The sequence below is a fragment of the Calidifontibacter indicus genome (genome assembly GCF_003386865.1).
GTDB classification, from domain to species: Bacteria; Actinomycetota; Actinomycetes; order Actinomycetales; family Dermatophilaceae; genus Yimella; species Yimella indica.
Window position 1 is genome coordinate 1,897,243 of sequence record NZ_QTUA01000001.1, and the last position, 26,440, is coordinate 1,923,682.

The window sequence follows — 26,440 nt, forward strand, 5'->3', positions numbered from 1 at the left end:
ACGCGCGTCTGACGCGAGTTCGTGTCGGTGATCGCGGCGCCTGCCACTTTGATGACGGGGTTGTGCAAACTGCGGATTTGGGTGCCGCGTGTAGTGCAAACCGCGTTCCATAGCCCGCAGGTTGCGCTACGGCGTGCTTCCAAACCGCGGTCTGCACTACGGCGTCCTTCCAAACCGCGGATTGCACAATGTCGCCGCTGCAGTGTGCGCGTGCGCGACACCGTTGGTCGCCGTCCACAACATCCAGTACGCGGAGGCCACCTGCTTCATGAAGCGATCGGGCGCAACTCGGAGCCCGACGACCGGGATGCGGAGGACTTTGCTCCCGCGAATGGTCTCGTCGTTCTGGCGAAGCGCGTCGTCGATCGGACTCAGCGCCAGTTGATGGTGCCCACCATCGATCTCGACGACGAGGCCGATGTCGTCCCACCCGGCGTCGAGGTAAGCGCGACCGTCGGCACCGTCGCGAACCACCTGGCGCGCTGGCTCGGGGATGCCGAAGGCGAGGCAGTGCCCGCCGAAGTCGAGTTCGCCGAGGGAATGTGCTCCTGCGCTGACGTCGGCGATGATCGAGGCAATGACTTCGCGTCGCGGCGATGGTCCCATGTCGTGCCAGGCCTGAGCGAGGGAATTCGGTGTCAGGAGGCGCTGCTGGATCGGCAGGCACAGGAGCAACGCAGCCTGGCGATCGGAGACAGCCCACTGCGCGGCGTGAATGGTGGCGATGGAGACGGGCACACGGGGTGGGCCGCCGGCGGTGGGGTCTCGGACGAGCTCGCGACGGCGGCGGATCCGGACACCTGCACGTTGATATCCCTTGCGACCGTTGAGCAGCGCGACGTCGATCCGGCGAGGCTCGAACCCCGTCATGCCAGCAGCAATCAGGGCGGCCGGTCCATCGAGGAGTGCACCGGATCCGCTTTCCCATACTGCAGTCCAGTAGGCAGCAATCGGCTCAGTTGGAACGGCAAGCACCGCGACGGTGTGCTTGCCATGGGTCTGCCAGCGACCTGCCGCAACCTCGGCTCGGACGTCGTCGCGGCCGATGCGTTGGGATCGCAGCTGTGAGCGATGGACAACACCGCCCTGCGTGGCGGCGATTTGCTCGGCGAGCGGTGCGCGCCAGGCTCGGCCGACCTTCTTCGGAACACTTGTCATCGCGATACCCAATGCCTCGAGTGCGCTGGTGCGGTGGAGGAGCCGGCGTGACTGTGGATGGGGCTGCGGACACTGGCCGGCTGGGGAGGGCGCCGGCGGTCGTCGGCGTAGTGCAAACCGCGGTTGGGCGGACCCAGGTAGTGCAGACCGCGCTCTATGACCCTCGGTTTGCACTAGCTGGCACGACCAATCCGCGGTTTGGGCTACGCCGGCTGTCCCAATCCGCGGTTTGGGCTACGCCGTTCAGATGCAACCGCGGTTCGCAGTACACCGTCGGCGTTGGTGCCTTCAGAGCGAGAAGACCCGAGGTGATCGATGAACCGATCACCACATCGACTCACCGCAAGGCCGTCTGACCGAAAGACTGCCTGACCGGCAGCCTGGACGCGACTCAGTGGTCGCGGCAGACCCCGAAGATCTCCAGGGTGTGCTCGACGTCGCGGAAGCCGTGCTCGGCGCTGACCTTGTCGGCCCATCGCTCGACGGCCGGCCCCTCGAGCTCCACCGTCCGCCCACACTCGCGGCAGACGAGGTGGTGGTGATGGCCGCTACTGCCGCAACTGCGGTAGATGGTTTCGCCGTCGGGTGAGACAAGGGCGTCGACCTTGCCGCCCTCGACCATCGACTGCAGCGTGCGGTAGACCGTCGCCAACCCGACGGAGGCGCCGCTACGGGTCAGCGCGGCATGCAGTTCCTGCGCCGAGGTGAACGCCTCGCGAGACGCGAGCTCCTGGGCGACGGCGGTCTGCTGGCGGGTCGGTTTGCGGGTCATGAGTGCGCCTCCTCGCGGGGAGCTTCGGTAGCCGTCTCGTCGGGGTGTTCGTCCCAATGGTCGAGGTGTGCGGCGTGCCGGTGACCGTCGTGGACGTAGTCGACGTGGTCGGCGTGCAGCACCGCCGGGTGCCCGCATCCGTCGAAGTGCTGGTGCGGGTGGTTGCTGCGGCGAGCCCGGCGCAGCACTGCTCCTCGGCGCAGCGAGGCCGCGACCGACACCGCGACGAAGACGACGACGCACGTGAGCACGACCGTGCCACCCGAGGGGGTGTCGAGCTGGTACGAACCGGCCACCCCGACCGCACCGCAGAGCACACCGACGACGACCGCCCAGATGGTGGAGGCCCGGAAGCTGCGACCGAGCAGCTGGCCGGTGGCGTTCGGCAGGATCATCAGGGCACTGATCAGCAACAGACCGATCACCCGCATCGACAGCACGACCGTCATCGAGGTGAGCACCGACAGCATGAGGTTGGTGCGCATCACCGGAAGGCCTGCGGCGCGGGCGAATTCCTCGTCGTTGGCCACCGCGAACAAACGCTTGCGGAACACCGTCGTCGTGGCCAACGCGATGAGCGCGAGCACCGCGAACTGCCACAACTGGTCGGCCTGTGTGGTGAGGATCGACCCGAACAGGTAGGTGTTGATCGAGGCGCCTTCATCGGCCGGAGCCTTCGCCAACAGCACGACGCCGAGCGCGATACCGCCGTAGAACATCACCGCGAGGGCGACGTCGGCATTCGTGTTGCCGCGCAACCGGATCGCCTCGATGACGCACGCCGCGAGCACCGCCGCGACCAACGCCGTCCAGGTGGGCGCAGCCCCGGTGAGCACCCCGATCGCGACACCTGCGAGGGCCACGTGACCGAGGCCGTCGCCGATGAGGGACAGGCGCCGCTGCAGGAGGAACACGCCGACGGCCGGAGCCGCGGCGCCCACGAGCAACGCGGCGACGAAGGCCTGGCGCATGAAGTCGAGTTGGAACATCTCAAGCACGGCGACCTGCGGCGGCTTCGGGTGCGTTGGTCGGCAGCTCGACGCAGTCCCAGGGGCCCGACGCGTAGGCGGCCCGCTGTTCGTCGGCCGGGCCGCAGTGACCGTCGTGGGCTGCGGTGGCGAGGATGCGGGTGTGCTCCTGGTCGGCCCACTGGGCCGGGGTGCCGTCGAAAGTGGTTCTGCCCTGGGCGATCTCGACGATTCGGTCGAGGATGCCGCGCAGCGCGGAGAGTTCGTGGGTGACGATCAGCATCGTCGTGCCCTCGCCGGACAGTCGGTGCAACACTTCGGCCAGCACGTCCTGGCTCGCGACGTCGACCCCGGCGGTGGGCTCGTCCATGATCAGCATGTCAGGGCGACCCGCGAGCGCGCGGGCGATGAGCACGCGGCGCTGCTGGCCACCGGACAGATCGGACACCTCGGCATTGATGTGGTCGCTGAGCCCCACCTGCGCCAGGGCCGCCTCGACCCCGGCTCGGTCGTCGGCACCCGCCGGGCGGTACCACGGACGGTGGGCCAGCCGTCCGGTCTCGACGATCTCGCGGACGGTGGCGCGCACCGAGGCCGACAGGGTGTGCCGCTGCGGCACGTACCCGATGCGCCGTCGGGTCGCCCGCGTGCCCGGGGCCTGCCCGAAGACGCAGAAGTCACCCGCGAGATGGTCGGCGAGGCCGAGCACACCCTTCACGAAGGTCGACTTGCCCGACCCGTTCGGACCGACGACGGCCACGACCTGACCGGCCGGCACGTCGAAGGTGAGGTGCTCGACGACGACGCGACCGCCGTACCCGAAGGCGGCGGTGCGCAGGTCGAGAGCTGGTGGGGTGGTCACTGACACGATTGTCCCTGCTTCAGCGTGTTGAGGTTGGATCGCATGACCGACAGGTAGTCGGTGCCGGCCGACTTGTCGCTGATGCCTTCGAGCGGGTCGAGCACCGCGACCTTCGCGCCGGTGCTCTTGGCGACGGTCTCGGCGACCTTCGGCGAGGCGAGGGTCTCGGTGTAGATCGTCGTCACCTTGTTGGCCTTGACGTACGCGGTCACGGCCTTGAGGCGGCCGGGTGTCGGCTCCTGGTCGGGGGAGATGGCGGTGACACCGACCTGGTGCAGCTTGTAGCGCTGGGCCAGGTAGCCGAACGCGGTGTGGCTGGTGACCAGGTTGCGGTTGCTGCAGGTGGCGAGCGTGGTGGAGAACGATCCGTCGAGAGCGGTCAACTCCTTGACGAATGACGCTGCAGATGAACGGTATTGGGACGCGTGGGTGGGGTCTTGGCCGGCGAACTTCTCGCCGATCGCAGTGACCACCTTCGCGTAGCGCGTCGGGTCGAGCCAGAAGTGCGGGTCAGCCCCGTGCTCCGAGCCGTGGTCGTGATCGTGGTCGTCGGCGCTCTCACTGTCGACCGCGGTCACCTCGTCGGCATGCAGGCTGAGGTCGGCCACCGAGGCGACGTCGAGGCGCTGCGGCGCCTCCTTGGCCGCCGCGTCGACGGACGGCTGGAACCCCGCGAGATAGATCAGCAGCGACGACTGCGCGACCTGACCGGCCTGCTTGGGGGTGAGTTCGAGGTCGTGCGGCTCGGCGCCCGGCTTGGTCAGGGAGGACACCGTGACGTGGCTGCCGCCGACGCGCTCGGCGGCGTACTGCAGCGGGTAGAACGACGCGACGACCTCCAGGGAGGGCTTGCCGGACGACGCACCGCCCGACGACCCGTCGCTCGCATCCGAACTGCCGCACGCGGTGAGGGCGAGCATGGCGGTCGTGGTCAGCGCGGCAGACAGGGTGCGACGAGAGGAGAACATGAGAATCATTCTCTATTGAGATGAGAACGATTGTCAACTTCGGGCCCAACCGGGGAGCCCGTTTGGGCTCCCCGGCTCAGCCGAGCAAGCCGTCCGATGCGTACGACACGATCGCCAACGCGGCGATCAGCACGAGCACCGCACACCGGAACAATCGCTCCGGCAGCGTCAGCTGCCGCCACACCAGGAACGCCAGCCAGCCGACGAAGGCGGCAGCGAGGGTGAGCAGCACACCGCCGACGGTGCCGCGCAGCACCAGACCGGCGACGACCAGCACGGCGAACAGCACGATCGGAACGACCCGCGGGGTCCGGCTGAGCGCCTCGACCATCGGGTTGCTGCGGTGTTCGAGCTTCGCCCGCAGCGGCGACACGGAAACGGAAGGCTTGTCCTGCACGACAACGAGGGTACGGGGCGCCCGACCTGACATTTGTCACGACCATCGGCCCGCCGCTGTGATCCGGCGGGTCGAAGTGGCAGGCTCGATGATTGTGGGACCCAGGAACGGGATGCGTCGACGTGGACTGCCGGTGTCGGCCGTCGGCGCCAACGAGCGGGTGAACGACCGCATGAACGACCGTGTCGATCGGTTCGACTGCGCCGACGGCTCGGAGCGCGCGCGACGCGTCGGCAGCGTCCTCGGGTTGTTCTGGAGTTGCGTCTGGCTGATCTGGCTCGTCCCGGTGTTCTTCGACGCGCTGAACCTCGATCGACCCGTGCTGCGCTACGCCCTTGCTGCAGCCGTCGTGGCGTTCGCCGGCTGTTACGTGGCGCACTTCATCGCCCGCAGCGCGGTGTTCGCCGAGACGCCGACCGCCGAACACCCCGGTCTCGATCGGCGAGGAGCCCTCACCTTCGCTGCGATGTGGATCCTCGCCCTGATTTTGATCTTCGGTGTTGGTGAATCCGGTCTGACCGCAGTCGTTTTCGCGGCTGTCGCAGCGCTGTGGACCGTTCGGTGGCCATGGGCGCTCGCGATCTGCGTCGCATCCGGGGTCGGGTTGACGATCGCGATGGTGGTCGCGCCGGGCTGGAGTTTCGACTTCGGCGGGCTGATCGCCCTGGGCTTCGCGACGGTGGCAGTGCTCGCAGCACAGGCGGCGGCCCGTCGGCAACGGGCGCTCGGTGTCGCGCGCATCGAGAACGCCCAACTCGCGGTGCAGGCCGAACGCAACCGGATGGCCCGCGATCTGCACGACATCCTCGGTCACAGCCTGACCGTCATCACGATCAAGGCAGAACTCGCCGGGCGACTCATGGACGTCGACCCTGCGCGCGCCCGTCAAGAGGTCGCCGACCTCGAGCGTCTGTCGCGCTCGGCGCTCGCCGATGTGCGCGGCGCGGTCGAAGGCTTCCGCGAGATCTCGCTCGCGGGCGAACTCAGCCGGGCCCGGTCGGCACTGAACGCGGCGGGCATTCAGGCGTCCCTGCCTTCGAGCGTCGAGGACGTGCCGGAGGAGTTGCGCGAGCCGTTCGCCTGGACGGTGCGCGAGGCGGTCACGAACGTGCTGCGCCACTCGGGCGCCACGACGTGCGCGATCACGATCGGGTCGGAGCGGGTCAGCGTGCAGGACAACGGTGTCGGACACGACGGCATCGCGTCGGGCGAGGGGCTGGTCGGGTTGCGGGAGCGGGCGCGCATCGCCGGGTTGCAATTGCAGGTGAACCTGGTTCAGTCCAACGGGGTGCGGGTCAGCATGGCCGCCCCGGAGGGCAACGCATGATCAAGGTGATGCTGGCCGACGACCAGGCGCTGGTGCGCGGGGGACTGGCCGCCCTGTTGTCCTTCGAATCCGATCTGGAGGTCGTGGCCGAGGTGGGTTCGGGTGACGACGTGGTCGACGTGGCCCGTCGCACCCGCCCCGACGTCGTGCTGATGGACGTCGAGATGCCCGCCAAGGACGGCATCACCGCCACGGCCGACGTCACGGCGGCGATCCCCGACGTCCGGGTGCTCATCGTCACGACCTTCGGTCGTCCCGGCTACCTGCGGCGCGGACTGCAAGCCGGCGCAGCCGGATTCGTCGTCAAGGACACCCCCGCGCGCGAACTCGCAGCCGCCATCCGACGCGTCCATGTCGGGCTGCGGGTGGTCGACCCGAGCCTCGCCGCAGACAGCCTCGTCAGCGGTGAGTCACCGCTGACCACCCGTGAGTCGGAGGTGCTGCGCGAAGCGCGCGCCGGAGGCACGGTCAGCGATGTGGCCAAGCGGATGTTCCTGTCCGAAGGCACCATCCGCAACCACCTGTCGTCGGCCATCGGCAAGACCGGAGCCCGCAACCGCGCCGAGGCCGTGACCATCGCCGACAACAACGGCTGGCTCTGAACCCCGCAAACACTGCAGTACTCCTTGGTCGCTGCAGTTGCAAACGCAGCGACTGACGAGTACTGCAGCGTTTGCGGGAGGGGGAGTTTGCGGGACGGGAGAGGTCGCCGATTTGCATCGGCCTGAGACGATGGATGGCGTTATGACTGTGACTGCCCCCGCGCCCGTGCTGCCTGCCCTGCAGATCGGCAACCAGCGCATCGAGACCCCCGTGGTGCTGGCCCCGATGGCCGGCATAACCAACCGTGCGTTCCGGCGACTGTGCCGCCAGTACGGCGATGCGGGTTCGGACGCCGCGGGTGTGAGCGGCGCGGGCAGCCTGTACGTCAGCGAGATGATCACCTCGCGGGCGCTCGTCGAGCGCACCCCGATCACGATGCGCCTCATCGAGCACGACCCCGACGAGTCGCCCCGGTCGATCCAGCTCTACAGCGTCGACCCGGCCACCACGGCGGCCGCCGTCCGGATGCTCGTGGAGGAAGACCGCTGCGACCACATCGACCTCAACTTCGGGTGCCCGGTGCCCAAGGTGACCCGCAAGGGCGGCGGATCGGCGCTGCCGTGGAAGACCGAACTGTTCCGCGGCATCGTGTCGAACGCGGTGCGTGAAGCCGGCAAGGCCGACATCCCGGTGACGGTCAAGATGCGCAAGGGCATCGACGACGACCACCTCACCTACCTCGAGGCCGGCCGGATCGCCGAGGGCGAGGGCGCCTCCGCCGTCGCGCTGCACGCGCGCACCGCCGCCCAGGCCTACTCCGGCACCGCCGACTGGTCGGCGATCCGCCGGCTCAAGGAGACCGTCACCAGCGTGCCGGTGCTCGGCAACGGCGACATCTGGTCGGCCGAGGACGCCCTGCGGATGGTCGCCGAGACCGGCTGCGACGGGGTGGTCGTCGGACGCGGGTGCCTGGGGCGTCCGTGGCTGTTCACCGACCTGGCCGCCGCCTTCGCCGGCTCCGACCACCGCGTCGAGCCAGGCCTGCGCACCGTCGCGACGACGCTGCGCCGCCACACCGAGTACCTCGTGGAGTTCTACGAGTCGGAGACCAAGGCCTGCCGCGACATCCGCAAGCACATCGCGTGGTACCTCAAGGGATTCCGGGCCGGCTCCGACATCCGGCACCGACTCGCGCTGGTCGACAGCCTGGCCGCGCTCGATGACCTGATCGCCACCATGGATCTCGACCAGCCGTGGCCGGGGGAGGCTGCGGAGGGACAGCGCGGGCGCGCGGGTTCGGAGCGGCGGGTCATCCTGCCGGACGGTTGGTTGGACAGCCAGGAACTCTCGCCGCAGCAGCGGGCCACCATTGCCGCGGCCGAGCTCGACGTCTCCGGCGGCTGACGCCGCCCGACGGCGTCGGGATCAGACCTCGATCGGCCGCTCGGGGTCGGTGATCCAGTGCGACCACGACCCGACGTAGACACCCGTGCGCGGGTTGATGCCGCTCGCCTCGAGCGCCAACGCCAGGTGTGACGCCTGCACTCCGGAACCGCAGTACACACCGACCTCGGTGTCGGGCTGCACACCGGCCGCGGTGAACCGCAGCGCCAGGTCGTCGGGCGGCAGGAACTTGCCCGACTCGTCGACATTGGTCAGTGCGGGCATCGAGACCGCGCCCGGAATGTGCCCGGCGACCGGGTCGATCGTCTCGTTCTCGCCGCGGAACCTGTCGGCCGGACGCGCGTCGAGCAGCACCGACCGGTAGGCGAGGTCGGCCGCGTGGTCGGCCTCCAGCAAGGTCGTGCACCCCGGGGTGGCCACGAAGTCGCCTTCGGGCTCCGGCGTGACCTGCGCCGTGACCGGGTAGCCGGCGGCCACCCAGGCGTCGATGCCGCCGTCGAGCACGTGCACGTCGGTGTGGCCGAAGTGCTTCAGCAACCACCAAGCCCGGCTCGCAGCAAGCGAATTCGCCTGGTCGTAGATCACCACCGGACGGTCGTCGGTCACGCCGGCGGCGCGCATCGCGCGCTCGAACGGCTCCGGGTCGGGCATCGGGTGCCGACCTCCCGCACCGGGGGTGCCGGTCAGCACCTCCTCGAACTCCACCCACTGCGCACCGGGCAGGTGCGCCCGGTCGTACTCCGCACGCTGCGACGGCGCGTTCAACTGCCAGCGGACGTCGAGCAACAGCGGGTTGCGTTCACCCTCGTCGAGCACCTGCTTCAGGCGCTCGGCACTCACCAACGGACGGCTTCGGCGGCTCATGGCGCAAGCGTAGGACGCGAAGGTGCGCGGAGGGGACGCATCCAGGGGTGGTATGACACGCTGGACACATGTGCCGCAACATCCGTCCGCTGAACAACTTCGAGCCGCCGGCCACCGACGACGAGGTGCACGCCGCAGCGCTGCAGTACGTGCGCAAGATTGCCGGCACGACCAAGCCGTCGGCCGCCAACCAGGAGGCGTTCGACGCCGCCGTCGACGAGATCGCTCACATCAGCCGCCACCTGATCGATGCGCTCGTGACCACCGCGCCGCCCAAGAACCGCGAGGCCGAGGCGGCCAAGGCGCGCGCCCGCGCGCAGGTCAGGTACGGCGCGAGCGCGTGAACGCCCCCGACGAGGGCGCGCCGCAGGTCGAGCCACTCGACACCCAGGCCCGCATCGTGCTGCGCGGCTGGCTCGGCGATGCTGCGCGGCTCGGCATCGACCCCGAACTCCTGGAGACGCTGCAGGACGCCTACGAGAAGTACCTCGACCAGGTGCTGGCGACCGAGCCCGATCAACGCGAGGATCCGACCCCGACGCTCACCGCCATCGGCATGGCGTTGGGGGAGCACCTTCGCCGCAACAGCGACGCCGACTGGCGCATCGTGACCGACGACCAGGGTCGTGACCTCGCGCTGGCCAGCCCCGACGAGTCCTCGATCCTGTTTCCGGTCGACCCCGTCGCAGGTCACTGGGCGGTGCAGCAGCGGGAGTGGGTCTCCGGGTTCGTGGCGGCCGCGCTCGACTCGTTCGGCGAGCCGCAGTGAGCGACCGATGAGCCTCAGCCTCATGGCGGATCCCTTTGTCCGCGAACACGATCCGGCGCTCATCGCCCGCAAGAACCGCGCGAACGCGATCAACGGATCGACCGCCTTCGGGCTCCTCGTCGCGCGCATCGGCGGCTGCCGGGTGAGCAAGGGGCCGCGGGGCATGTGGCTCGCCGACGGTTACCGGTTCGGTTTTCCCGACGCCGGAGCGTTCACGGTCGGCAGCGTCGCGATCACCAAGCACCAGTGGCCCGACATCCTCGCCCAGCGCGAATGGTTGTTCCGGCACGAGGAATGGCATTCGTTCCAGTACCAACGGCTCGGCGGACTACCGTTCATCCCCGCCTACCTGTTGGCGTGTGCGTGGTCGAAGGTGCTCACCGGCGACGTCTGGTCGCGCAACGTCTTCGAACGCGGCGCCGGCCTGGCGATCGGTGGCTACACCGAGCACGCGATGCGACTGCCGTTCCGGGCGCTCGCCGCCGGTGGTCGGTTCGCACGACGCCCCGAAGGCGGACGGTGAACGCGTACGGCGACCGCGACCGGGAACGATTCGTCGGCGAGGATCCCGCTCAGAAGAGCGCCGATCGCGACGACTTCGCCCGCGACCGTGCGCGCGTGCTCCACTCGGCGGCGCTGCGCCGATTGTCGGCCAAGACCCAAGTGCTGCAACCCGATTCCGACGATTTCATCCGCAACCGGTTGACGCATTCGTTGGAGGTCGCGCAGATCGGTCGGGAGATCGCTGCGGCGCTCGGCTGCAACGCGGACGTAGTCGACACCGCCTGCCTCGCACACGATCTCGGGCACCCGCCGTACGGCCACAACGGGGAGAAGGCGCTGGACGCGGTCGCGCATGCGATCGGTGGCTTCGAGGGGAACGCGCAGACCTTCCGGCTGCTGACCCGGATCGAGGCGAAGCGGTCGACCGCCGACGGACGCCCCGTCGGCCTCAACCTGACCCGTGCCAGCCTCGACGCAGCGTCGAAGTATCCCTGGGGCCGAGGCGGTGGCCCCGAGCGGACGCCGAAGTTCGGTTGTTACGCCGACGACCGCGAGATCTTCGACTGGGTGCGCGCCGACGCGCCGCTCGGCGACCGCCGCGCGCGGTGCCTGGAAGCGCAGGTGATGGACTGGGCGGATGATGTCGCATACTCCGTCCACGACGTGGAGGACGGGGTCACCGCCGGGCTCATCGACCTGAGGGTGCTGCACGATCCGGGTGAGTTGGAGGACTTGGCGGAACTGGCCCGGGCGCTGTACGCCCCACGACTGCCGCTGGACCGATTGCGCAGATCCGCGGTCGCACTGCGGGAGAGCAAGGCCTTCCCGACCGGTGCCGCCACCGGGCGGGCGGCCGCTGCCGCGCTGAAGGACATGACCAGCCGGCTCATCGGGTGGTTCGTGCGGGAGGCGGTACGCGCGACCCGTGAGCGCTACGGCGACGGACAGTTGCTGCGTTATGACGCGAACTTGGTGGTGCCCGACGCGGTGCTCGCGGAGAACGCCCTGCTGAAGGCGACCGCCGCGCGCTACGTGATGTTCACCGCGGAACGCAACGAGTTGATGAGCGAGCAGCGGGAGGAGTTGACCGCTCTGGTCGGGCTCTTCGGCCGCCGTCCCGAGTTGCTCGACCCGATCTTCGCGCAGGACCACGCGAGCGCCGGTGACGACGGCGCGCGGTTGCGGGTGGTGGTGGACCAGGTGGCCTCGCTCACCGACGTCCGTGCCCGACAACTGGTGCGGACCCACCTCTGACCCCGGGCGGACCGTCGGCGCCCGCTCAACCTTGGACAAACAGGCTCGCTCCGTCGCAGCTTCGTTCTACGCTTCCGGCTATGTCCCCTGCGTCCCTGCACAATGCCGCTCCTCCAACTTTGGACAAACGAACGCGGAGTGCGCAGCCTCGGGCGGATGCCACGCGACAAGTCCTGGACTCGGTACGTACGGCCTCCACCGTGTTGGGGGCCATGCACCACGGCCCTGCCCTCGACCGTGCGGCCAGCACCGATGCCGCACGCGGCGCCGCTGCGGAGGCCGAGGTGATCGCACTGCTGGAGAGTGCCATTGCCGACCCCTGCGACCAGCTGACGGGCGCGATCGCCACGCTCGCCCTCGGCTCGGTGGCCACCAGGGCCGGCGGGCGCTTGCTGGCCGGGCTGCTGCAGGACCCGCCCGCCGGCGGTCCGGACCACGTCATCCGCGCCCTCGGCCGCGGTCCCTTCGTCAAGGTCGCGGTGGACCGGCTGACCGGGTTGGTGGCAGCCGGAGGCTTCGCCGGGATGCTCGCACAGCGCACGCTGCAGCGCTGGTCGAGGCAGCGTCCGGCAGCTGTGAGGTCGGCGCTCGAGCTCGCCCTGGGTCGGCACGACGATCCGGCCGCCCGGGCGGTGTTGGTCGAGACCCTCGGCCTGGTGCCGGGTGCTGGCACAAGCCGGGTCCTGCGCCGCGTCGCCGCGGACCAGTCACAGGATCCCGGGGTGCGGGCGGCGGCGGTTGCCGCCCTCGGCGACCGCGGTTCGGTCGACGGTGACTCCGCCACACGACGGATGCTCGTCGCAATGGCCGAGGGGGCCGAACCGCTGGCGTCGGTGGCCCGGCTCGCCCTCGACGACCTCGAGCTCGTCCCGGCCGTCGCCGCTGATCCGGGCGGGGGCCTGACGGTCGCCCAACTCTTCCTGCACGCCGACATCGACGGCGACCTGACGAACGCCGGGCGGGGCGACACGGGCGGTATCGCCACCCTGCTCGTCCAACTCGGGGACGCCCTGCTGCAAGGGCCGGGGGTGCGGCGGGTGTTGACGATCTCCCGCGGTCGGGCGAGCGAGGGGGTCGGTGACCTGAGCCGCCTGGGGGAGCCGGGTCACCACTACCTGTCGGTTCCGCTCCGGGGCCCGAATGTGCCTGCCGCACAGGCCTGGCCGCTACGAGTCGAGGTGGCACGTGGATTGCGTCGCCTGTTGCGGGTGGCCGGTGGGGTCGACGTGATCCACCTCCGGATGGCCGATGTCGCCACCATGGTGGCGGCCGAGGCCGCTGCTGAGAGCGGCTTGCCCGTCGTCTTCACCCTGGCACCGGATCCCAACGCGCTGGTGGCCGTCCGGGACGCCGAGGGCACGCTCACACGTGAGAACTTCGGCGCCGTCGACGCCGTCGAACACCTTCTCTTCCGCGAGCGTCTGCTCTCCGAGTTGCAGGCGGGGGCATCGCATCTGGTGCTCTTCCCCCGCCCCGACATCGCCGGCGACATGCGTGCCTTGATGAATCTGGACATCGAGGCGGAGGGCGACCGGGTGTCCGTGGTGCCCGAAGGACTGAGCCTGGCGAGCATCGATGCAGCGAGGGAGCCGGACGGCCCGGCGGCCGCCCGGGCGCTCGCCGACCTTGACCACCTGCTGGGCCAGTTGCCGCCCGAGCGTCGGGGCCTGCCGATCGCCGTCTCGGTGGGTCGGCTCAACGCCGTCAAGGGGATGGCCACGCTGGTGGAAGCCTGGGCCACGCGCCCCGAGTTGCGCGCGCGCTGCAACCTGCTGATCGTCGGCGGCGATGTCACGACTCCGACGACCGACGAGCAACAACAGCTTTCCGCCATCGACGCCGTGCTGCCCATGGACGAGGCTGCCACGCACGGCCTGTTGCTGCCCGGTCACCGGCCCAACGCGACGGTCGCGACCTGGCTGCGCGCCGTCCGTGACGGCCGACCGGGTCTGGCCGCACCCAGCGGCGTGTACGTCTCGGCCAGCCTGAAGGAGGAGTTCGGGATCGCCATCCTCGAAGCGATGGCGACCGGCCTGGTCGTGGTGGCTCCGCGCAGTGGTGGACCGGCGACCTACGTGACCGACGGGGTGACCGGCGTCCTGACCGAGACGGGATCGCGCGACCGTCTCGGTGAGGCTGTGATCGGCGCGCTCGACCTGGCCGTCGCGCCGGGGGCCGCCGAGCGCGCCGCGGCCGCCCAGGCCACGGTCCGTGACCGGTTCGGCATCGCGACGATGGCCGCAGCCCTGACCGGCATCTATCGGCAGGTGGCCACGGACCGTACGGGCCAGGGGCGGGCGGCGGTGTTGGCATCATGACGCTGCTGGTGATCAGTCCCGATTACGCCTCGCACCTGTATCCGCTCGCAACCCTGGCGACGGCGTGGCGTGATGCGGGCGAGCGCGTCGTCGTCGCGACCGGCCCGGCCACGGACGCCATCGTCACCGCCTTCGGCTTCGAACGGGTCGGCTTGCAGCTCGGGCGTGGCTCCAACCCGGGCATCATCCGCGCGGAGGCACAGCCAAGGGGCGAGGACGACGCGCTGCGCGGCTTCTTCGCGGCCACCCGGCGCGGAGCGCTGGCCACGCTTGAGTTCCAGGCGCGCGCTCGTGGCGCCGACCTGTTGTGGAACCCGGTGGGCGTCGCGCGTGCCGTGCAGGACGTGCTGGACCGGGTGCGTCCTGAGACGATCCTCGTCGACCATCTGGCCTTCGGTGCCCGGCTGGCGCTGACCGCGTCCGGAGCCCGGCACGCCGATGTGGTTCTGGGCCACCCGTCGGCGCTGGTAGTGGGCGATGAGGTCTATGGCTGCCCACCCGCCTTCCCGGCTGCGATCAGGCCGGATCCTGACGGCCTGGTCGCCCTGCGGCGGCTGTGCCACCGGGTCCGGGACAGCTTCACCGCCGAGTGGAACCAGGCGCTGCAGGTGCTCGACCCGGGGGCCCGGCTGAGTGACGACGCCTTCGCCGAGACCGGAGACGTGCTGCTGCTGAACTATCCCGCCGAGATCCACCCGGCAGCGCGGACGGCCCTGCTCCCGCCGCACGTCTTCCTCGGCTCGGCCGTGCGCACGGAGGCACCCGAGCAGGAGGTGGAACGGTGGCTCGCGGCGAGTACCCGTCCGGTGGTCTACGTGAGCCTGGGCAGCTTCCTGTCGGTCCGGTCGGATGTGCTCACTCGCATTGTCGAGGCTCTGCGCCCCCTGCCGGTGCGTGTCGCCCTGGCCAGCGGATCGAGCGCTCCCGGCGAACTGGGCGAACTGCCCTCGGACTGGCTGGTGCGGCCGCAGCTGCCGCAGGTGCGGTTGCTCCAGCAGGCGGTTCTCGCCGTCTCCCACGGCGGGAACAACAGCGTGACGGAAGCCCTCAGCTCGGGCGTGCCGCTCGTCCTGTTGCCCCTGTCCACCGACCAGTTCGCCGGTGCTGCCGCGGTGGAAGAGGCGGGGTTCGGGGAGGCACTCGACCCCAACTCGGCCACCTCGGGCCAGCTGCGTGCCGCGGCCAGAAGGCTCCTCGCCCTCGACGACGATGCGCGGACGCGGCTGCGGTCGCTGAGCGAAGCATTGCGTGACCGACCCGGCGCCGTGCGCGCCTTCGAGGCCATCGGGTCGCAGGTGACGGCCGGCTGAGAACCACCGGCGGCGCGCGCGGTCCAGGCAGGCGTGGTCCGGCCGTCGGTCGGGGCGCGGCCGGTTCGGGACGGAGCTGTGGAGGGCGCCTCGGCGTCCCCACGCCGTCGACGTAGACTTCCGCTTTGCGAGGAGGACCGGAAGGAATGCGATGGCGGGCCTGATCAAGGAGGACGACATCGCCCTCGTCAAGGAGCGGGCCTCCATCGAGGAGGTCGTCGGTGAGCACGTCACGCTGCGCCGCTCCGGCCCGGGTTCGCTCAAGGGACTGTGCCCGTTCCACGACGAGAAGACGCCGTCGTTCTACGTGCGTCCGGCCGTCGGCGCCTACAACTGCTTCGGCTGCGGCAAGGGCGGTGATGTCATCAGCTTCGTCATGGAGGTCGACCACCTCACGTTCGCCGAGACCGTCGAGCGTCTCGCCGCCAAATACCAGGTCGAGTTGCATTACGAGCAGGGCAGCGGCCCCCGTCCGGAGTCGATCGGGCGCCGCACCCGGCTCATCGAGGCACACCGCGTGGCCGACGAGTTCTACCAGCAGGCGCTCCTGGTGCGCGGCGACGCCCAGGCACGCGTGGCCCGCGACTTCATGCGGGCCCGCGACTTCAACGGCGCCGACTGCCGCCACTTCGGCGTCGGCTACTCGCCCCGAAGCGGCGAAGCGCTCACAAAACTGTTGCGCAGCAAGGGTTTCAGCGACGACGAGATCGTCACCGCAGGTCTTGCCGGACGCGGCCGCCGCGGGCTCTACGACCGGTTCCGCGGACGGCTGATGTGGCCGATCCGCGACATCACCGGCGACACGATCGGCTTCGGCGCACGGCGCATCTTCGACGACGACCGCATCGAGGCGAAGTACCTCAACACCGCCGAGACACCGATCTACAAGAAGACGCACGTGCTCTACGGGCTCGACCTGGCCAAGAAGTCGATCTCGGCAGACCGCAAGGCGGTCATCGTCGAGGGATACACCGACGTCATGGCGTGTCATCTGGCCGGTGTGCCGCACGCGGTCGCCACCTGCGGCACCGCGTTCGGCAGCGACCACATCAAGTCGATCCGTCGGCTGATCCGTGACGAGCAGGGCCAAGCACCGGGACGCGTGGTGTTCACCTTCGACGGCGACGCCGCCGGGCAGAAGGCGGCGATGAAGGCGTTCGACATGGAGCAGCAGTGGGCCGCCCAGTCGTACGTCGCCGTCGCGCCCGACGGCATGGACCCCTGTGAGCTGCGCCTCGCCGAGGGTGCGCCCGGTGTCGAGAAGCTCATCGATTCGGCGATGCCGATGTTCGAGTTCGCGGTGCGCACCACCCTCGACCGGTTCGACCTGGCGTCGGTCGAGGGGCGGGTGCGGGGCATGCGCGCGGTGGCGCCGATCATCAAGGGCATTCGCGACACCGCGCTGCGCCCCGCCTACACCCGCGAGGTGGCCGGCTGGCTCGGTGTGCCGCTCGACCAGCTCGAACTCGAGGTTCACAAGGCCACCGCGGTGAAGGTCGACGACAGGCCCGCCCGCATCGAGGAACCCGAGCCCCAACCCGAACGCCCCGGCATCCCGACACCCGATCTGCGCGACCCGATCGTCGTCGCGGAGATGCAGCTGCTGTCGTGCATGTTGCAGTACCCGGCGGCCGTGCCGGGCCCGCAACTGATGCAGCTCACGGTTGACGACTTCGGTGCACTCGCACACAGCCGCATCTTCGAAGCGGTCATGCAGGTCGGCGACCCCGGATCGCGTTCGCTCAAGGCGTGGAGCGACGCGGTGCGCGACGCGGCGCCGGCCGAGATCGCCGGCTATGTCGCTCGGCTGAGCGTCACCGAACTGCCCACCCGCATCGACCGCAACACCGGCCTGCCCGAGCCGCGGTTCGCCGCCTCGCTCATCGCACGGGTGCGCGACGCCTCGATGCGCCGCAGCATCGACGACGTCATGGCCCAGTTGCGTCAGCATTCGGGCGACGCCGAGATGGCCCGCCAACTGTCCGCACGCCTGCTGCAACTGCAGGCCGAGCACGCCCGCCTCGTCGCCGGCGACTGAACACCTGGAGAAGTGATGCGTTTTCTCGGACGCGACCCCAAGGCCCCCGCCGACCTGGTGGCCGCGCTCGACCTGCCACGCGGGGAGAAGGTGCTCGCCTTCGCGGTCGACGACAACACCGGCAGCACGCTCGCGGCGTGCACGACCGAGCTGGCGATCGTCGACCCCGAGGGACAGGTGACGTCGCGGCGTCCGTGGTCGGACGTCGACACCGGCCAGTGGAACCCCGACACCTGGACGCTGAGCATCACCTGGGTCGACCGCGGACGTGGTTCGCAATACACCTTCAAGGAGGTCGAGACCCGCCTGCCGGAGGTGTTCCACGAGCGGGTGCAGGCTTCGGTCGTGCTTACGACGGCGCTGCCGACGACCGGCGCGGGACAGTCGGGACGCGTGGTGATCCGCAAGGACCTGCGCACCGGTGAGCTGTTCGAGCAGGTGGTGCTCGGACGCCGCACCTCGCTGTCCGACCCGGCGGTCGCCCAGGCGGTTGCTCGCGCCAGCGCCAACCTGCGCGACCAGGTGGGACTGCCGCCGCCCTGACTCAACGAGCCCGCGCGGTCGACCCGTGCGGTCGATTCGGAGGTTCGGGCGGCTGTTTGCTACAGTTTCCGTCGCGCCTCACAAGGGACACATTCCCCTGTAGCTCAATTGGCAGAGCAGCCGGCTGTTAACCGGCAGGTTGTTGGTTCGAGTCCAACCGGGGGAGCAACGAAGGCCCGGAATCCACGTGATTCCGGGCCTTTTCGTATGCCTGCGAGGCCGGGTGTCCAAAAGACGTGACGTCGATTGACACTAGTGTCAATCGGCGTACCGTGAGTTGCATCACCCACCTCGAAGGAGCTCGCAGGCATGTTGTCGGTACTCGTGGCCAATCGCGGTGAGATCGCCGTACGGATCATCCGGGCGGTGCACGAGGCGGGGGGCCGCGCGATCGCGGTGCACCCGGCCGACGATGCGACCTCGCGGCACGTTCTGCTGGCCGACGACGCCGTGCAGCTTCCCGGCGCCGGAACGGCGGCCTACCTCGACATCGAGGCCGTCACCGGCGCCGCGGTCGACCGCAACTGCACGATGGTGCACCCGGGCTACGGCTTCCTCAGCGAGAACCCCGAATTCGCCAGGCGCTGCGCCGAACTCGGCCCCACGTTCATCGGACCCGACGCCGAGACCCTCGACCTGTTCGGTGACAAGGCGCGGGCCCGCGACTACGCCATCGCCCGGGGTGTGCCGGTCGTGCCCGGCACCGAACAGGCGACCTCCGTGGCCCAGGCGCAGGACTTCGCGGCGCAGCACGGTGCCGTGATGATCAAGGCGCTCGCCGGTGGAGGTGGACGCGGGATGCGGTCCGTCACCGACCCATCGGCGCTGGCCGAGGCCTACGCGCAGGCGTCCGGCGAGGCACAGAAGGCGTTCGGGCGCGGTGACGTCTACGTCGAGAAGCTGGTGACCGAGCCGCGGCACCTCGAGGTGCAGATCGTCGGCGACGGCACCGGTGCGGTCGCCGCGCTGGGGGAGCGTGACTGCAGCATCCAGCGCCGGCACCAGAAGCTCGTCGAGGTCGCGCCCAGCCCCTGGCTCGACGACGAACAGCAAGCCGAGATCATCGCCGCAGCAACGACATTGGCCGCGGGGGTGAACTATCGCGGCCTCGGCACGTTCGAGTTCCTGGTGCAGGGCGACGAGTTCTGGTTCATGGAGGCCAACCCGCGTCTGCAGGTCGAACACACGGTGACCGAGGAAGTGACCGGCGTCGACCTCGTCGGCACCCAGCTGGCGATCGCCGACGGACGCTCGTTGGCCGATCTCGGCCTCACCGAGCCGCCCGCCGTGCGCGGTGTCGCGATCCAGGTGCGGGTCAACACCGAGACCCTCACGGACGATGGTTCGGTCGTCCCTGCCGCCGGCACGCTGCAACGCCTGGAGTTGCCGAGCGCGCCGGGCATCCGCGTCGACAGCTACGGCTACACCGGCTACGAGATCAACCCGCGCTACGACTCGCTGCTGGCCAAGGTGATCGCGCACGGTGCCGACCTGCGTCAGGCGACCGCGCGCGTCCGCCAGGCACTCGAAGACCTCGAGATCGCTGGGGTCGAGACCAACGCCGACCTGTTGCACGGCATCGTGACCGCCGACGACTTCACCGAACGTCCCTGGACGACCGCCTTCATCCCGGACCACCTCGGCGAGTTGGTCGCCCATCGCCGTCCGCGGTCGGTGGTGCCAGATGACGCGGCCGAATCGGCAAGCGTCGCAGTCGAACCCGACCTCGCGGAAAGCGCTGTCGCGGTGCGGGCGCCCAACCCCGGTGTGGTGGTGCAGCTTGCGGTGGAGCCGGGCCAGGTGGTCGCTACCAATCAACCTGTGGCACTGGTCGAGGCGATGAAGATGGAGCACGTCGTGCGCGCGCCGCAGGCGATGACGGTGAGCGCGGTCGTCGCACCGGTCGGGTCGGTCGTCGCCGGGGGCGACCTGCTGTTGCACGGCGTGCCCGGCGAGCACGACGACGTCCACGCCGACATCAACACCGCGATCGACGACGACCCCGACTGGGCGCCGGAGGTGGCCGAGATCGAGCGCCGCCGCGACGCGGCACACCGGATGGGCGGCGAGCAGAAGCTGGCACGTCAGCACGGCGAGGGCAAACTCGATGCGCGGCAACGCATTTGCGCTCTCGCCGACGAAGGGTCGTTCCGTGAGATCGGTGTGTTGTCCGGTTTCGTCGACGGCGCGCTGCGTGACGAGGACCAGCAGTTCACGCCGTCCAACTTCGTCGCCGGCACCGCCCGGCTCGACGGACGCAAGGTGCTCCTCGGTGTCGACGACTTCACCCTGCGCGGTGGGTCGGGTGACGCGGCAATCCACGACAAGCAGATCTTCGCCGAGCGTTACGCCCGCGAGATGCGGTTGCCGGTGGTGCGTCTGCTCGACGGCGCGAGCGGCGGCGGTTCGGTGAAGATGGCGATCGATGCCGGATACACCTACATTCCTGTCAATCCGGGATGGGATGCGGTGGTCGACAACCTCTCGATCGCGCCGGTCGTGTCGGCCGCGCTCGGCCCGACCGTCGGCCTCGGCGCCGCCCGCATGGTGATGTCGCACCTGGCCGTGATGGTCGACGGCGTCGGTCAGTTGTTCACGGCCGGCCCGCCGGTGGTCGAGGGCGGCACGGGGGAGAAGCTCACCAAGGAGCAACTCGGCGGTGCGGCCGTGCACCGCGACAACGGCGCGATCGAGCGCATCGTCGCCACCGAGCAGGACGCCTTCGACGTGATCCGCGACTTCCTGTCCTATCTGCCCTCGAGCGTGTTCGAACTGCCGCCCGTGCGTGAGGGGCACGACCCGGTCGATCGTCGCGACGAGGCGCTGCTCGGCGCCGTGCCACGCAACCCGCGCCGGCTCTACGAACTGCGGACGCTGCTCGATGCCATCTTCGACGAGGGCTCCGTCTTCCCCTATGCCGAGTACGGCCGGGGCGTGTTCACCGGGCTCGCCCGGCTCGACGGTCACCCCGTCGGGGTGCTCGCCACCGATCCGCACGTCGGCGCGACGATGGGGGTCGAGGGCGCCCTTGCGGCCACCCGGCTCGTCGACCTGTGCGAGACCTTCCACCTGCCGTTGATCAGCCTCACCGACCAGGCCGGGATGACGATCGGCTCGGCCGCCGAGAAGGCCGCGGTCATCCGGCACGGTGCCCGCGCGATCACCGCGGTCTACCAGGCACGCATCCCGCAGGCCGAGATCATCGTCCGGCGCATCTACGGCGTCGGCGGCGCGGGAATCGTGAACCGGCACAGGTCTGTTCGCTCGTGGGCATGGCCCTCGAGCGACTGGGGGTCGTTGCCTTCGCGCGGCGGAGTCGAAGCCGCCTTCCGCGCACAGATCGCCGCAGCGCCCGACCCCACCGCCGAACTCGACCGTCTCGCCGGACTCGTCGAAGCGGTCGGGTCACCGTTCCGGACCGCCGCCCACTTCGGCGTCCAAGACATCATCGACCCGCGCGAGACCCGGCCGCTGCTGTGCGACTGGGTGCACGACGCCTACCGCCTGCTGCCCGAACTGCTCGGTCGCCCCAGCTTCGGCACCCGCCCCTGACCCGAGAGGGAGACCACCATGGTGATGAATGCGCCTGAGCGCGAGGAAGATCGGAGCAACAGCCTCAACAAGGTGTACATGCAGCCGCTACCGTTGCAGCACCAAGAGGTGGCCGAGCGATTCGGCATCGAGGTGGTCACCGCCGGCTTTGGCCAGACCGAGAGCGGCGCCCCGCGGTCGGTGACCATTGATGAGTTGGCGGAGGGTGAGGGCACCCCGGCGGACCTCTACCGCGGCTACTCGCGCGAGCAGATCCGCGAGCTCACCGTGAGTGGCGGGTCGTTGGTGCGCACCGGCGCCGAGGTCACGCGCAAGGGCGTGATGGGGGTCGTCAATCCCTTCCTCGAGACGATGCCGAAGTACATGCACCCCAAGCACATTCGTGTCGTCGACCAGATTCCTCGCGCCCCGACCAACAAGATCGAGAAGTACAAGCTGCGTCAGCAGATCTTCGGCGAACTGCTGGCTCCGGGCACCGATGGCTGAGTCGGCACCGGCCTGGGCCCGGGCCCGCGCGATCCGCGCGGAGTCGGAGAACGAAACCAGGCGATTGCTGCTCGACGCTGCGGCGCAGATCTTCGCCGATGTCGGCTATGCGGCGGCGACCGTCGCGCTGATCACCGCCCGGGCAAAGGTGTCGCGGGGTGCGTTCTACGCCTACTTCGCCGCGAAGGCCGAGATCTTCGCGGCGCTCGCCGAGCGGGTGCGGGACGAGTTCCTCGCAGCGCACGAGATCCCGGGTGTCGACGAGGACGACCCTTACGAGCTAGGGCGCGCTTCCAGCGCCGCGTTCCTCGCCGCGTACGCCGCGAACGAGCGCCTGCTGCCGGTGATCGAGAGCCTGGCCCGCGTCGACAACCGGATCGCCGCGATCTGGGAGGAGATCGACCAGCGACCCACTCGGCGGGTGGCTCGGTATGTCCGTCGGATGGCCGCCGCGGGCGCGGCCGACCCCCCGGCCGCCCCTGCGGTGGTGGCGGAGGTCGTGGTGGCGATGTTCCGCCGGTTCGGCTCGAAGGTGCCCGACGAGGAGGGCGCCTTCGAAGAACTCGTGGAGGATCTGACGGCGGTCTACCTGCGTGTCATCGGCGTCGCGCGGGACGGTGTCTCGGGAGAGCGACGGCCGCTGATGAACCCGCCGCTGCGTGGCTCTCAGCCGAGCCCGATCGATCTCGGGAACGACTGACACTCAGCCGAATCGGGGTCGGCGCAGGCAGCCATGTTGACGGGGGCTTGTGCTTGCTGCGCTCGCCCGCCGACTCGGTAGTGGACGACGAATCCGCGGTGCCGCAGGCTCCGACGAACATCCCGTTGCGCCGACGGCGAGGCTGGCTAAGAGGGCAGTGCGCAGCAGGCTCATCTACCTAGCTTGCACCGAAATGCGTTGCCGGTGCTGCGCGCCGCTTCCGGAGCGACGCGACCCGTCGATCAGTGGCGCGGACGCCGCGACCCCGCTATGACCACGCCATGCCCACGAGCTTGCCGACGAGCTTGCCGACGATGGCCGCGGCGAGATCAGTCGGCTGAGACCAACGGCGCGACGCGCGCCCACAGTGCCTTGGTGATGTCGGCAGCCGGTGCCGAAACCGTTGCGCGCCAGCCAGTTCCGGCCCACAGGTGCACATAATGCGCGTCGCCGGCGGCAGCGGCCGCCTTGCGCAGCGGCTGTGTGATCTGGTGGACGGCGGGATACGCCGCCGGGGCGTCGGTGAACTCGGTCGTGAAGGTGTTGCGCAGGGCGCGGGCCGGCCGCCCGGTGAAGCAGCGGGTGGTGACCGTTTCGGTGAAGCGCTGGTCCTGCAACGCGGCACGATGGATCGCCGAGGTGCCGGCCTCGGTGGCGAGCAGGTAGGCGGTGCCCAGTTGGACGGCGTCCGCCAGCGACAGTGCGTCGGCGATCGCTGGTGCCTCGATGAGTCCACCCGCCGCGATCACCGGTAGGTCGATCTCGGCGACGACCTGCGCGAGCAGGGGGAGCAGGGGCGTGTCGTCCGGCGTGGTCGACGCGTGGTGGGTGCCACGGTGGCCGCCGGCTTCCGGACCCTGCACGACGAGGAAGTCGTAGCCGACCGCGGCGGCGGCGCGTGCCTCGTCCAGGGAGGTGACGGTGGCTCCGACCGCGATCGCGGCGGACTGCAGCGGCTCGATCACCGACCTGTCGGGCAGTCCGAAGGTGAACGACACGAAGGCCACCGGATCGCGTTGCAGTGCTGCAATTTTCGCCGCGAAGTCCTCATCGTCGTGGCGGTGCTGCGGCAGCTCGACCCCGAACCTGTCGGCCACCGGTTGCAATGTCGCGCGATACGCGTCCAACGCCGTGCCGTCGACCTCGTCGTCGTTCGGCACGAACAGGTTCACCCCGAACGGCCGATCGGTGAGCTTGCGGGTCGCACGGATCTTGTCGGTCATCGCGGTCGCGTCGAGATACCCGGCGGGGACGAAACCGGTGCCACCGACGTCCGCCACCGCGGCGACGAGTTCGGGGGTGGACGGGCCGCCGGCCATGGGCGCGACGATGATCGGCAGGTCGAGCGAACTGAAGGTGAACACGCCCTCATCGTGTCAGCACTGGGTCCTTGACCTGCCCTTGACTCAACGATCACCTGACGTTCACCCGATCGCTACCGGCCGATGTGGGCGGCGGCCTTAGCGTCGACACCGGCCGTCTTCCCCGCGGCGGCCGGTGTCGACAGGACCCGTCCCCTCGCCGACACGCACCCCGAATTGCACGGAAGGCGACGACCTTGACCCCTGCACAGCCCGAGCACCGCCGGCTCATCCCGGTGGCCCCGCAGCGCCCCCACAACGGCAGCCGCGACCTGATGACCTGTCACTACCGCTGTGGCGACGCCTGTTTCCAGCCGGTGCCGAACGAGAGCGACAACGAATACTTCGGTGACATCCTGCGCGACGCCAAGCGCGGATCGTCCCGCCGCACCCTGCTCAAGGCGATCGGCGTCACCACCGCCGTCGCCGGCACCACGCTCGCCACCGCCGGTGCAGCCGCCGCCGACCCCGGCAAGGGAAACCCCGGTAACGGAAAGGGTCATGGCAGGGGCACCGCGTTCGGTCGCCCCGTCTACGACTTCGAGTCGACCGCGCCCGTGCCCTATGCCACCGACAAGGTTGTCACTCCGAAAGGCTTCACCTGGAAGACCCTGGTCAAGTGGGGCGACCCGATCATCGCCGGTGCTCCGGCCTTCGACTTCGACAACCAGACCGCCGCGGCGCAGGAGAAGCAGTTCGGTTACAACTGCGACTACGTCGGACTTGTGCGCAACGGCAAGTCGAGCCGTGGCCTGCTCGTGGTCAACAACGAGTACACCAACGAAGACCTCATGTTCCGCGGATACACCGGTGCCTCCTCGCTCACCAAGGAGCAGGTGAAGATCGTCATGGCGGCGCACGGCATGTCCGTGGTCGAGGTCTCGGCCAAGGGCGCCCTGTGGGAAGCCCAGATGGGCGCGCGCAAGAACCGTCGCATCACGCCGAACACCGACTTCGCGCTCACCGGCCCGGCGGCCGGTTCGAAGCTGGTGCGCACCAAGGCAGACCCGACCGGCCGCAAGGTGAAGGGCACCTTCGCCAACTGCGCCGGCGGTCAGACGCCGTGGGGCACGATCCTGTCGGGTGAGGAGAACTGGAACGGCTACTTCAACGCCGCCCAGATCCCGGCTGACCAGCAAGCGGCCTACAAGCGCTACGGCGTCACCGGCGGCGGTCGCAACTGGGAGTCGGTCGATCCCCGCTTCGCCACCGCGAACGAGCCCAACGAGGTCAACCGGTTCGGCTACATCGTCGAGATCGACCCGACCGACCCCACCTCGACCCCGCGCAAGCACACGGCGCTGGGACGGGTGAAGCACGAGGGCGCGAACATCCAGATCGCGAAGAACGGCCACGTCGTGGCCTACACCGGTGACGACGAGCGCTTCGACTATCTCTACAAGTTCGTCTCGCGCCGTAAGTACCGTGAAGGCGACCGCCGGCACAACATGACGCTGCTGGAGGAGGGCGACCTCTACGTCGCGAAGTTCACCGGCGACGGCATGCAGGACGGCGTCAGCGACGGCACCGGCCAGTGGCTCCCGCTGGTCGTCAACGGCAAGTCGAAGATCGCCGGCATGTCGGTCGAGGAGGTGCTGGTCTGGACCCGGCTGGCCGCCGACAAGGCCGGCGCCACCAAGATGGACCGCCCGGAGGACGTCGAGCCGAACCCGGTCAACGGCAAGATCTACGTCGCTCTGACGAACAACACCAGCCGCACCGCTGCTCAGGTCGACGAGGCCAACCCGCGGCCGAGCAACAAGCACGGCCAGGTCATGGAGATCACCGAGGACCGAGGCGACCACACGAGCACCACGTTCACCTGGAAGCTCGTGCTGATCTGCGGTGACCCGTCCGACCCGACGACCTACTTCAACGGCTACGACAAGTCGGAGGTCAGCCCGATCTCCTGCCCGGACAACGTCGCCTTCGACTCCAAGGGCAACCTGTGGATCTCGACCGACGGCAACGCCCTCGGCAACGCCGACGCGTTCTTCATGACGCCGGTCTCCGGCAAGGAGGCCGGTCACCTCAAGCAGTTCCACACCGTGCCCCACGGCGCCGAGTCGGCGGGTCCGCTGATCGTCGACGACAAGACGGTGTTCTGCTCGATCCAGCACCCGGGCGAGGTCACCGGCGCCACCCCGGCAAACCCGGTCAGCCTGTTCCCGTACGACGGCACCGGCCAGCCGCGTCCGTCGGTCATCCAGGTGTTCCGCGACAAGGCCTGACCTACGCGAACACGCCTGAGACACGGCTCGGCCCCGTCCACTTCGGTGGGCGGGGCCGAGCCGCGTCCGGGGCCCATCACCCGAGCGAGGTGACCAGAGACACAGCCCAGT

Annotated in this window: 23 protein-coding genes and 1 tRNA gene; 16 read left to right on the forward strand and 8 right to left on the reverse strand. The window is 69.5% G+C overall.

Annotated elements, in window-relative coordinates; all coding sequences use genetic code 11:
* Nucleotides 1–156 precede the first annotated feature (156 nt).
* The 6 genes from DFJ65_RS09060 to DFJ65_RS09085 all read right to left on the reverse strand — a co-directional run bounded on the left by DFJ65_RS09060 (nucleotide 157) and on the right by DFJ65_RS09085 (nucleotide 5,125).
* Entirely contained in the window at nucleotides 157–1,170 is a 1,014-nt protein-coding gene (locus tag DFJ65_RS09060) for a PDDEXK family nuclease (protein ID WP_211308406.1), read from the reverse strand.
* Nucleotides 1,171–1,549: 379 nt separating this feature from the next.
* Nucleotides 1,550–1,930: a Fur family transcriptional regulator gene (locus tag DFJ65_RS09065; protein ID WP_115922747.1), complete on the reverse strand. Its 381-nt coding sequence runs from the start codon at nucleotides 1,928–1,930 to the stop codon at nucleotides 1,550–1,552.
* A complete protein-coding gene (locus DFJ65_RS09070; RefSeq protein WP_342767535.1) occupies nucleotides 1,927–2,919 on the reverse strand; it encodes a metal ABC transporter permease in 993 nt (330 codons plus the stop codon). Before DFJ65_RS09070 ends, DFJ65_RS09065 begins: the two co-directional genes overlap by 4 nt.
* A 1-nt stretch (nucleotide 2,920) precedes the next feature.
* A complete protein-coding gene (locus DFJ65_RS09075; protein ID WP_115922749.1) occupies nucleotides 2,921–3,760 on the reverse strand; it encodes a metal ABC transporter ATP-binding protein in 840 nt (279 codons plus the stop codon).
* Nucleotides 3,757–4,728: a metal ABC transporter substrate-binding protein gene (locus DFJ65_RS09080; protein WP_342767508.1), complete on the reverse strand. Its 972-nt coding sequence runs from the start codon at nucleotides 4,726–4,728 to the stop codon at nucleotides 3,757–3,759. Before DFJ65_RS09080 ends, DFJ65_RS09075 begins: the two co-directional genes overlap by 4 nt.
* Before the next feature lie 76 nt (nucleotides 4,729–4,804).
* Nucleotides 4,805–5,125: a DUF6703 family protein gene (locus tag DFJ65_RS09085; RefSeq protein WP_245950142.1), complete on the reverse strand. Its 321-nt coding sequence runs from the start codon at nucleotides 5,123–5,125 to the stop codon at nucleotides 4,805–4,807.
* A gap of 112 nt (nucleotides 5,126–5,237) precedes the next feature.
* On the opposite strand from DFJ65_RS09085, the gene DFJ65_RS09090 reads away from it, so the two are divergent.
* The 3 genes from DFJ65_RS09090 (at nucleotide 5,238) to dusB (ending at nucleotide 8,399) form a co-directional block, all read left to right on the forward strand.
* A complete protein-coding gene (locus DFJ65_RS09090) occupies nucleotides 5,238–6,452 on the forward strand; it encodes a sensor histidine kinase (protein ID WP_170144046.1) in 1,215 nt (404 codons plus the stop codon).
* Nucleotides 6,449–7,054 carry a response regulator transcription factor gene (locus DFJ65_RS09095; RefSeq protein WP_115922752.1) on the forward strand — a complete coding sequence of 202 codons (606 nt, stop codon included), beginning with the start codon at nucleotides 6,449–6,451 and terminating at the stop codon, nucleotides 7,052–7,054. Before DFJ65_RS09090 ends, DFJ65_RS09095 begins: the two co-directional genes overlap by 4 nt.
* A gap of 142 nt (nucleotides 7,055–7,196) precedes the next feature.
* Entirely contained in the window at nucleotides 7,197–8,399 is a 1,203-nt protein-coding gene (gene dusB, locus DFJ65_RS09100) for a tRNA dihydrouridine synthase DusB (protein WP_245950144.1), read from the forward strand.
* Nucleotides 8,400–8,420: 21 nt separating this feature from the next.
* Here the strand turns inward: dusB and DFJ65_RS09105 are convergent, their stop codons facing one another.
* Nucleotides 8,421–9,263, reverse strand: a complete 843-nt coding sequence (locus tag DFJ65_RS09105) for a sulfurtransferase (RefSeq protein ID WP_115922754.1) — start codon at nucleotides 9,261–9,263, stop codon at nucleotides 8,421–8,423.
* Between the two features lie 68 nt (nucleotides 9,264–9,331).
* On the opposite strand from DFJ65_RS09105, the gene DFJ65_RS09110 reads away from it, so the two are divergent.
* The 12 genes from DFJ65_RS09110 (at nucleotide 9,332) to DFJ65_RS09160 (ending at nucleotide 22,737) form a co-directional block, all read left to right on the forward strand.
* Entirely contained in the window at nucleotides 9,332–9,607 is a 276-nt protein-coding gene (locus DFJ65_RS09110) for a DUF2277 domain-containing protein (protein WP_115922755.1), read from the forward strand.
* The gene (locus tag DFJ65_RS09115; RefSeq protein WP_115922756.1) at nucleotides 9,604–10,032 is read left to right on the forward strand and encodes a DUF3806 domain-containing protein; all 429 of its coding nucleotides are present in this window, start codon (nucleotides 9,604–9,606) and stop codon (nucleotides 10,030–10,032) included. Before DFJ65_RS09110 ends, DFJ65_RS09115 begins: the two co-directional genes overlap by 4 nt.
* 22 nt (nucleotides 10,033–10,054) lie before the next feature.
* A complete protein-coding gene (locus DFJ65_RS18070; protein WP_245950146.1) occupies nucleotides 10,055–10,555 on the forward strand; it encodes a hypothetical protein in 501 nt (166 codons plus the stop codon).
* Nucleotides 10,552–11,790: a deoxyguanosinetriphosphate triphosphohydrolase gene (locus DFJ65_RS09120; protein WP_245950148.1), complete on the forward strand. Its 1,239-nt coding sequence runs from the start codon at nucleotides 10,552–10,554 to the stop codon at nucleotides 11,788–11,790. Before DFJ65_RS18070 ends, DFJ65_RS09120 begins: the two co-directional genes overlap by 4 nt.
* Nucleotides 11,791–12,002: 212 nt before the next feature.
* Nucleotides 12,003–14,108, forward strand: a complete 2,106-nt coding sequence (locus DFJ65_RS09125) for a glycosyltransferase (protein ID WP_115922758.1) — start codon at nucleotides 12,003–12,005, stop codon at nucleotides 14,106–14,108.
* The gene (locus DFJ65_RS09130; protein WP_115922759.1) at nucleotides 14,105–15,418 is read left to right on the forward strand and encodes a nucleotide disphospho-sugar-binding domain-containing protein; all 1,314 of its coding nucleotides are present in this window, start codon (nucleotides 14,105–14,107) and stop codon (nucleotides 15,416–15,418) included. Before DFJ65_RS09125 ends, DFJ65_RS09130 begins: the two co-directional genes overlap by 4 nt.
* Nucleotides 15,419–15,569: 151 nt before the next feature.
* A complete protein-coding gene (gene dnaG / locus DFJ65_RS09135) occupies nucleotides 15,570–17,456 on the forward strand; it encodes a DNA primase (protein WP_115922760.1) in 1,887 nt (628 codons plus the stop codon).
* A gap of 15 nt (nucleotides 17,457–17,471) precedes the next feature.
* A complete protein-coding gene (locus DFJ65_RS09140; RefSeq protein WP_115922761.1) occupies nucleotides 17,472–17,999 on the forward strand; it encodes a hypothetical protein in 528 nt (175 codons plus the stop codon).
* A gap of 93 nt (nucleotides 18,000–18,092) precedes the next feature.
* Nucleotides 18,093–18,165: transfer RNA gene (locus tag DFJ65_RS09145), tRNA-Asn, on the forward strand.
* A 143-nt stretch (nucleotides 18,166–18,308) separates the two neighbouring features.
* Complete coding sequence (locus tag DFJ65_RS09150) at nucleotides 18,309–21,551, forward strand: carboxyl transferase domain-containing protein (protein ID WP_115922762.1); 3,243 nt, start codon at nucleotides 18,309–18,311, stop codon at nucleotides 21,549–21,551.
* A 24-nt stretch (nucleotides 21,552–21,575) separates the two neighbouring features.
* Nucleotides 21,576–22,037 (forward strand): hypothetical protein, encoded by a 462-nt coding sequence (locus DFJ65_RS09155; RefSeq protein ID WP_147301363.1) that lies wholly within the window; start codon nucleotides 21,576–21,578, stop codon nucleotides 22,035–22,037.
* A complete protein-coding gene (locus DFJ65_RS09160) occupies nucleotides 22,030–22,737 on the forward strand; it encodes a TetR/AcrR family transcriptional regulator (protein ID WP_115922764.1) in 708 nt (235 codons plus the stop codon). Before DFJ65_RS09155 ends, DFJ65_RS09160 begins: the two co-directional genes overlap by 8 nt.
* A 329-nt stretch (nucleotides 22,738–23,066) precedes the next feature.
* On the opposite strand, the gene DFJ65_RS09165 is transcribed toward DFJ65_RS09160, so the two are convergent.
* A complete protein-coding gene (locus DFJ65_RS09165; RefSeq protein WP_245950149.1) occupies nucleotides 23,067–24,101 on the reverse strand; it encodes an NAD(P)H-dependent flavin oxidoreductase in 1,035 nt (344 codons plus the stop codon).
* Between the two features lie 272 nt (nucleotides 24,102–24,373).
* Between DFJ65_RS09165 and DFJ65_RS09170 the strand changes: the two genes are divergently transcribed.
* Nucleotides 24,374–26,329: a PhoX family protein gene (locus tag DFJ65_RS09170; RefSeq protein WP_115924220.1), complete on the forward strand. Its 1,956-nt coding sequence runs from the start codon at nucleotides 24,374–24,376 to the stop codon at nucleotides 26,327–26,329.
* Nucleotides 26,330–26,440 lie beyond the last annotated feature (111 nt).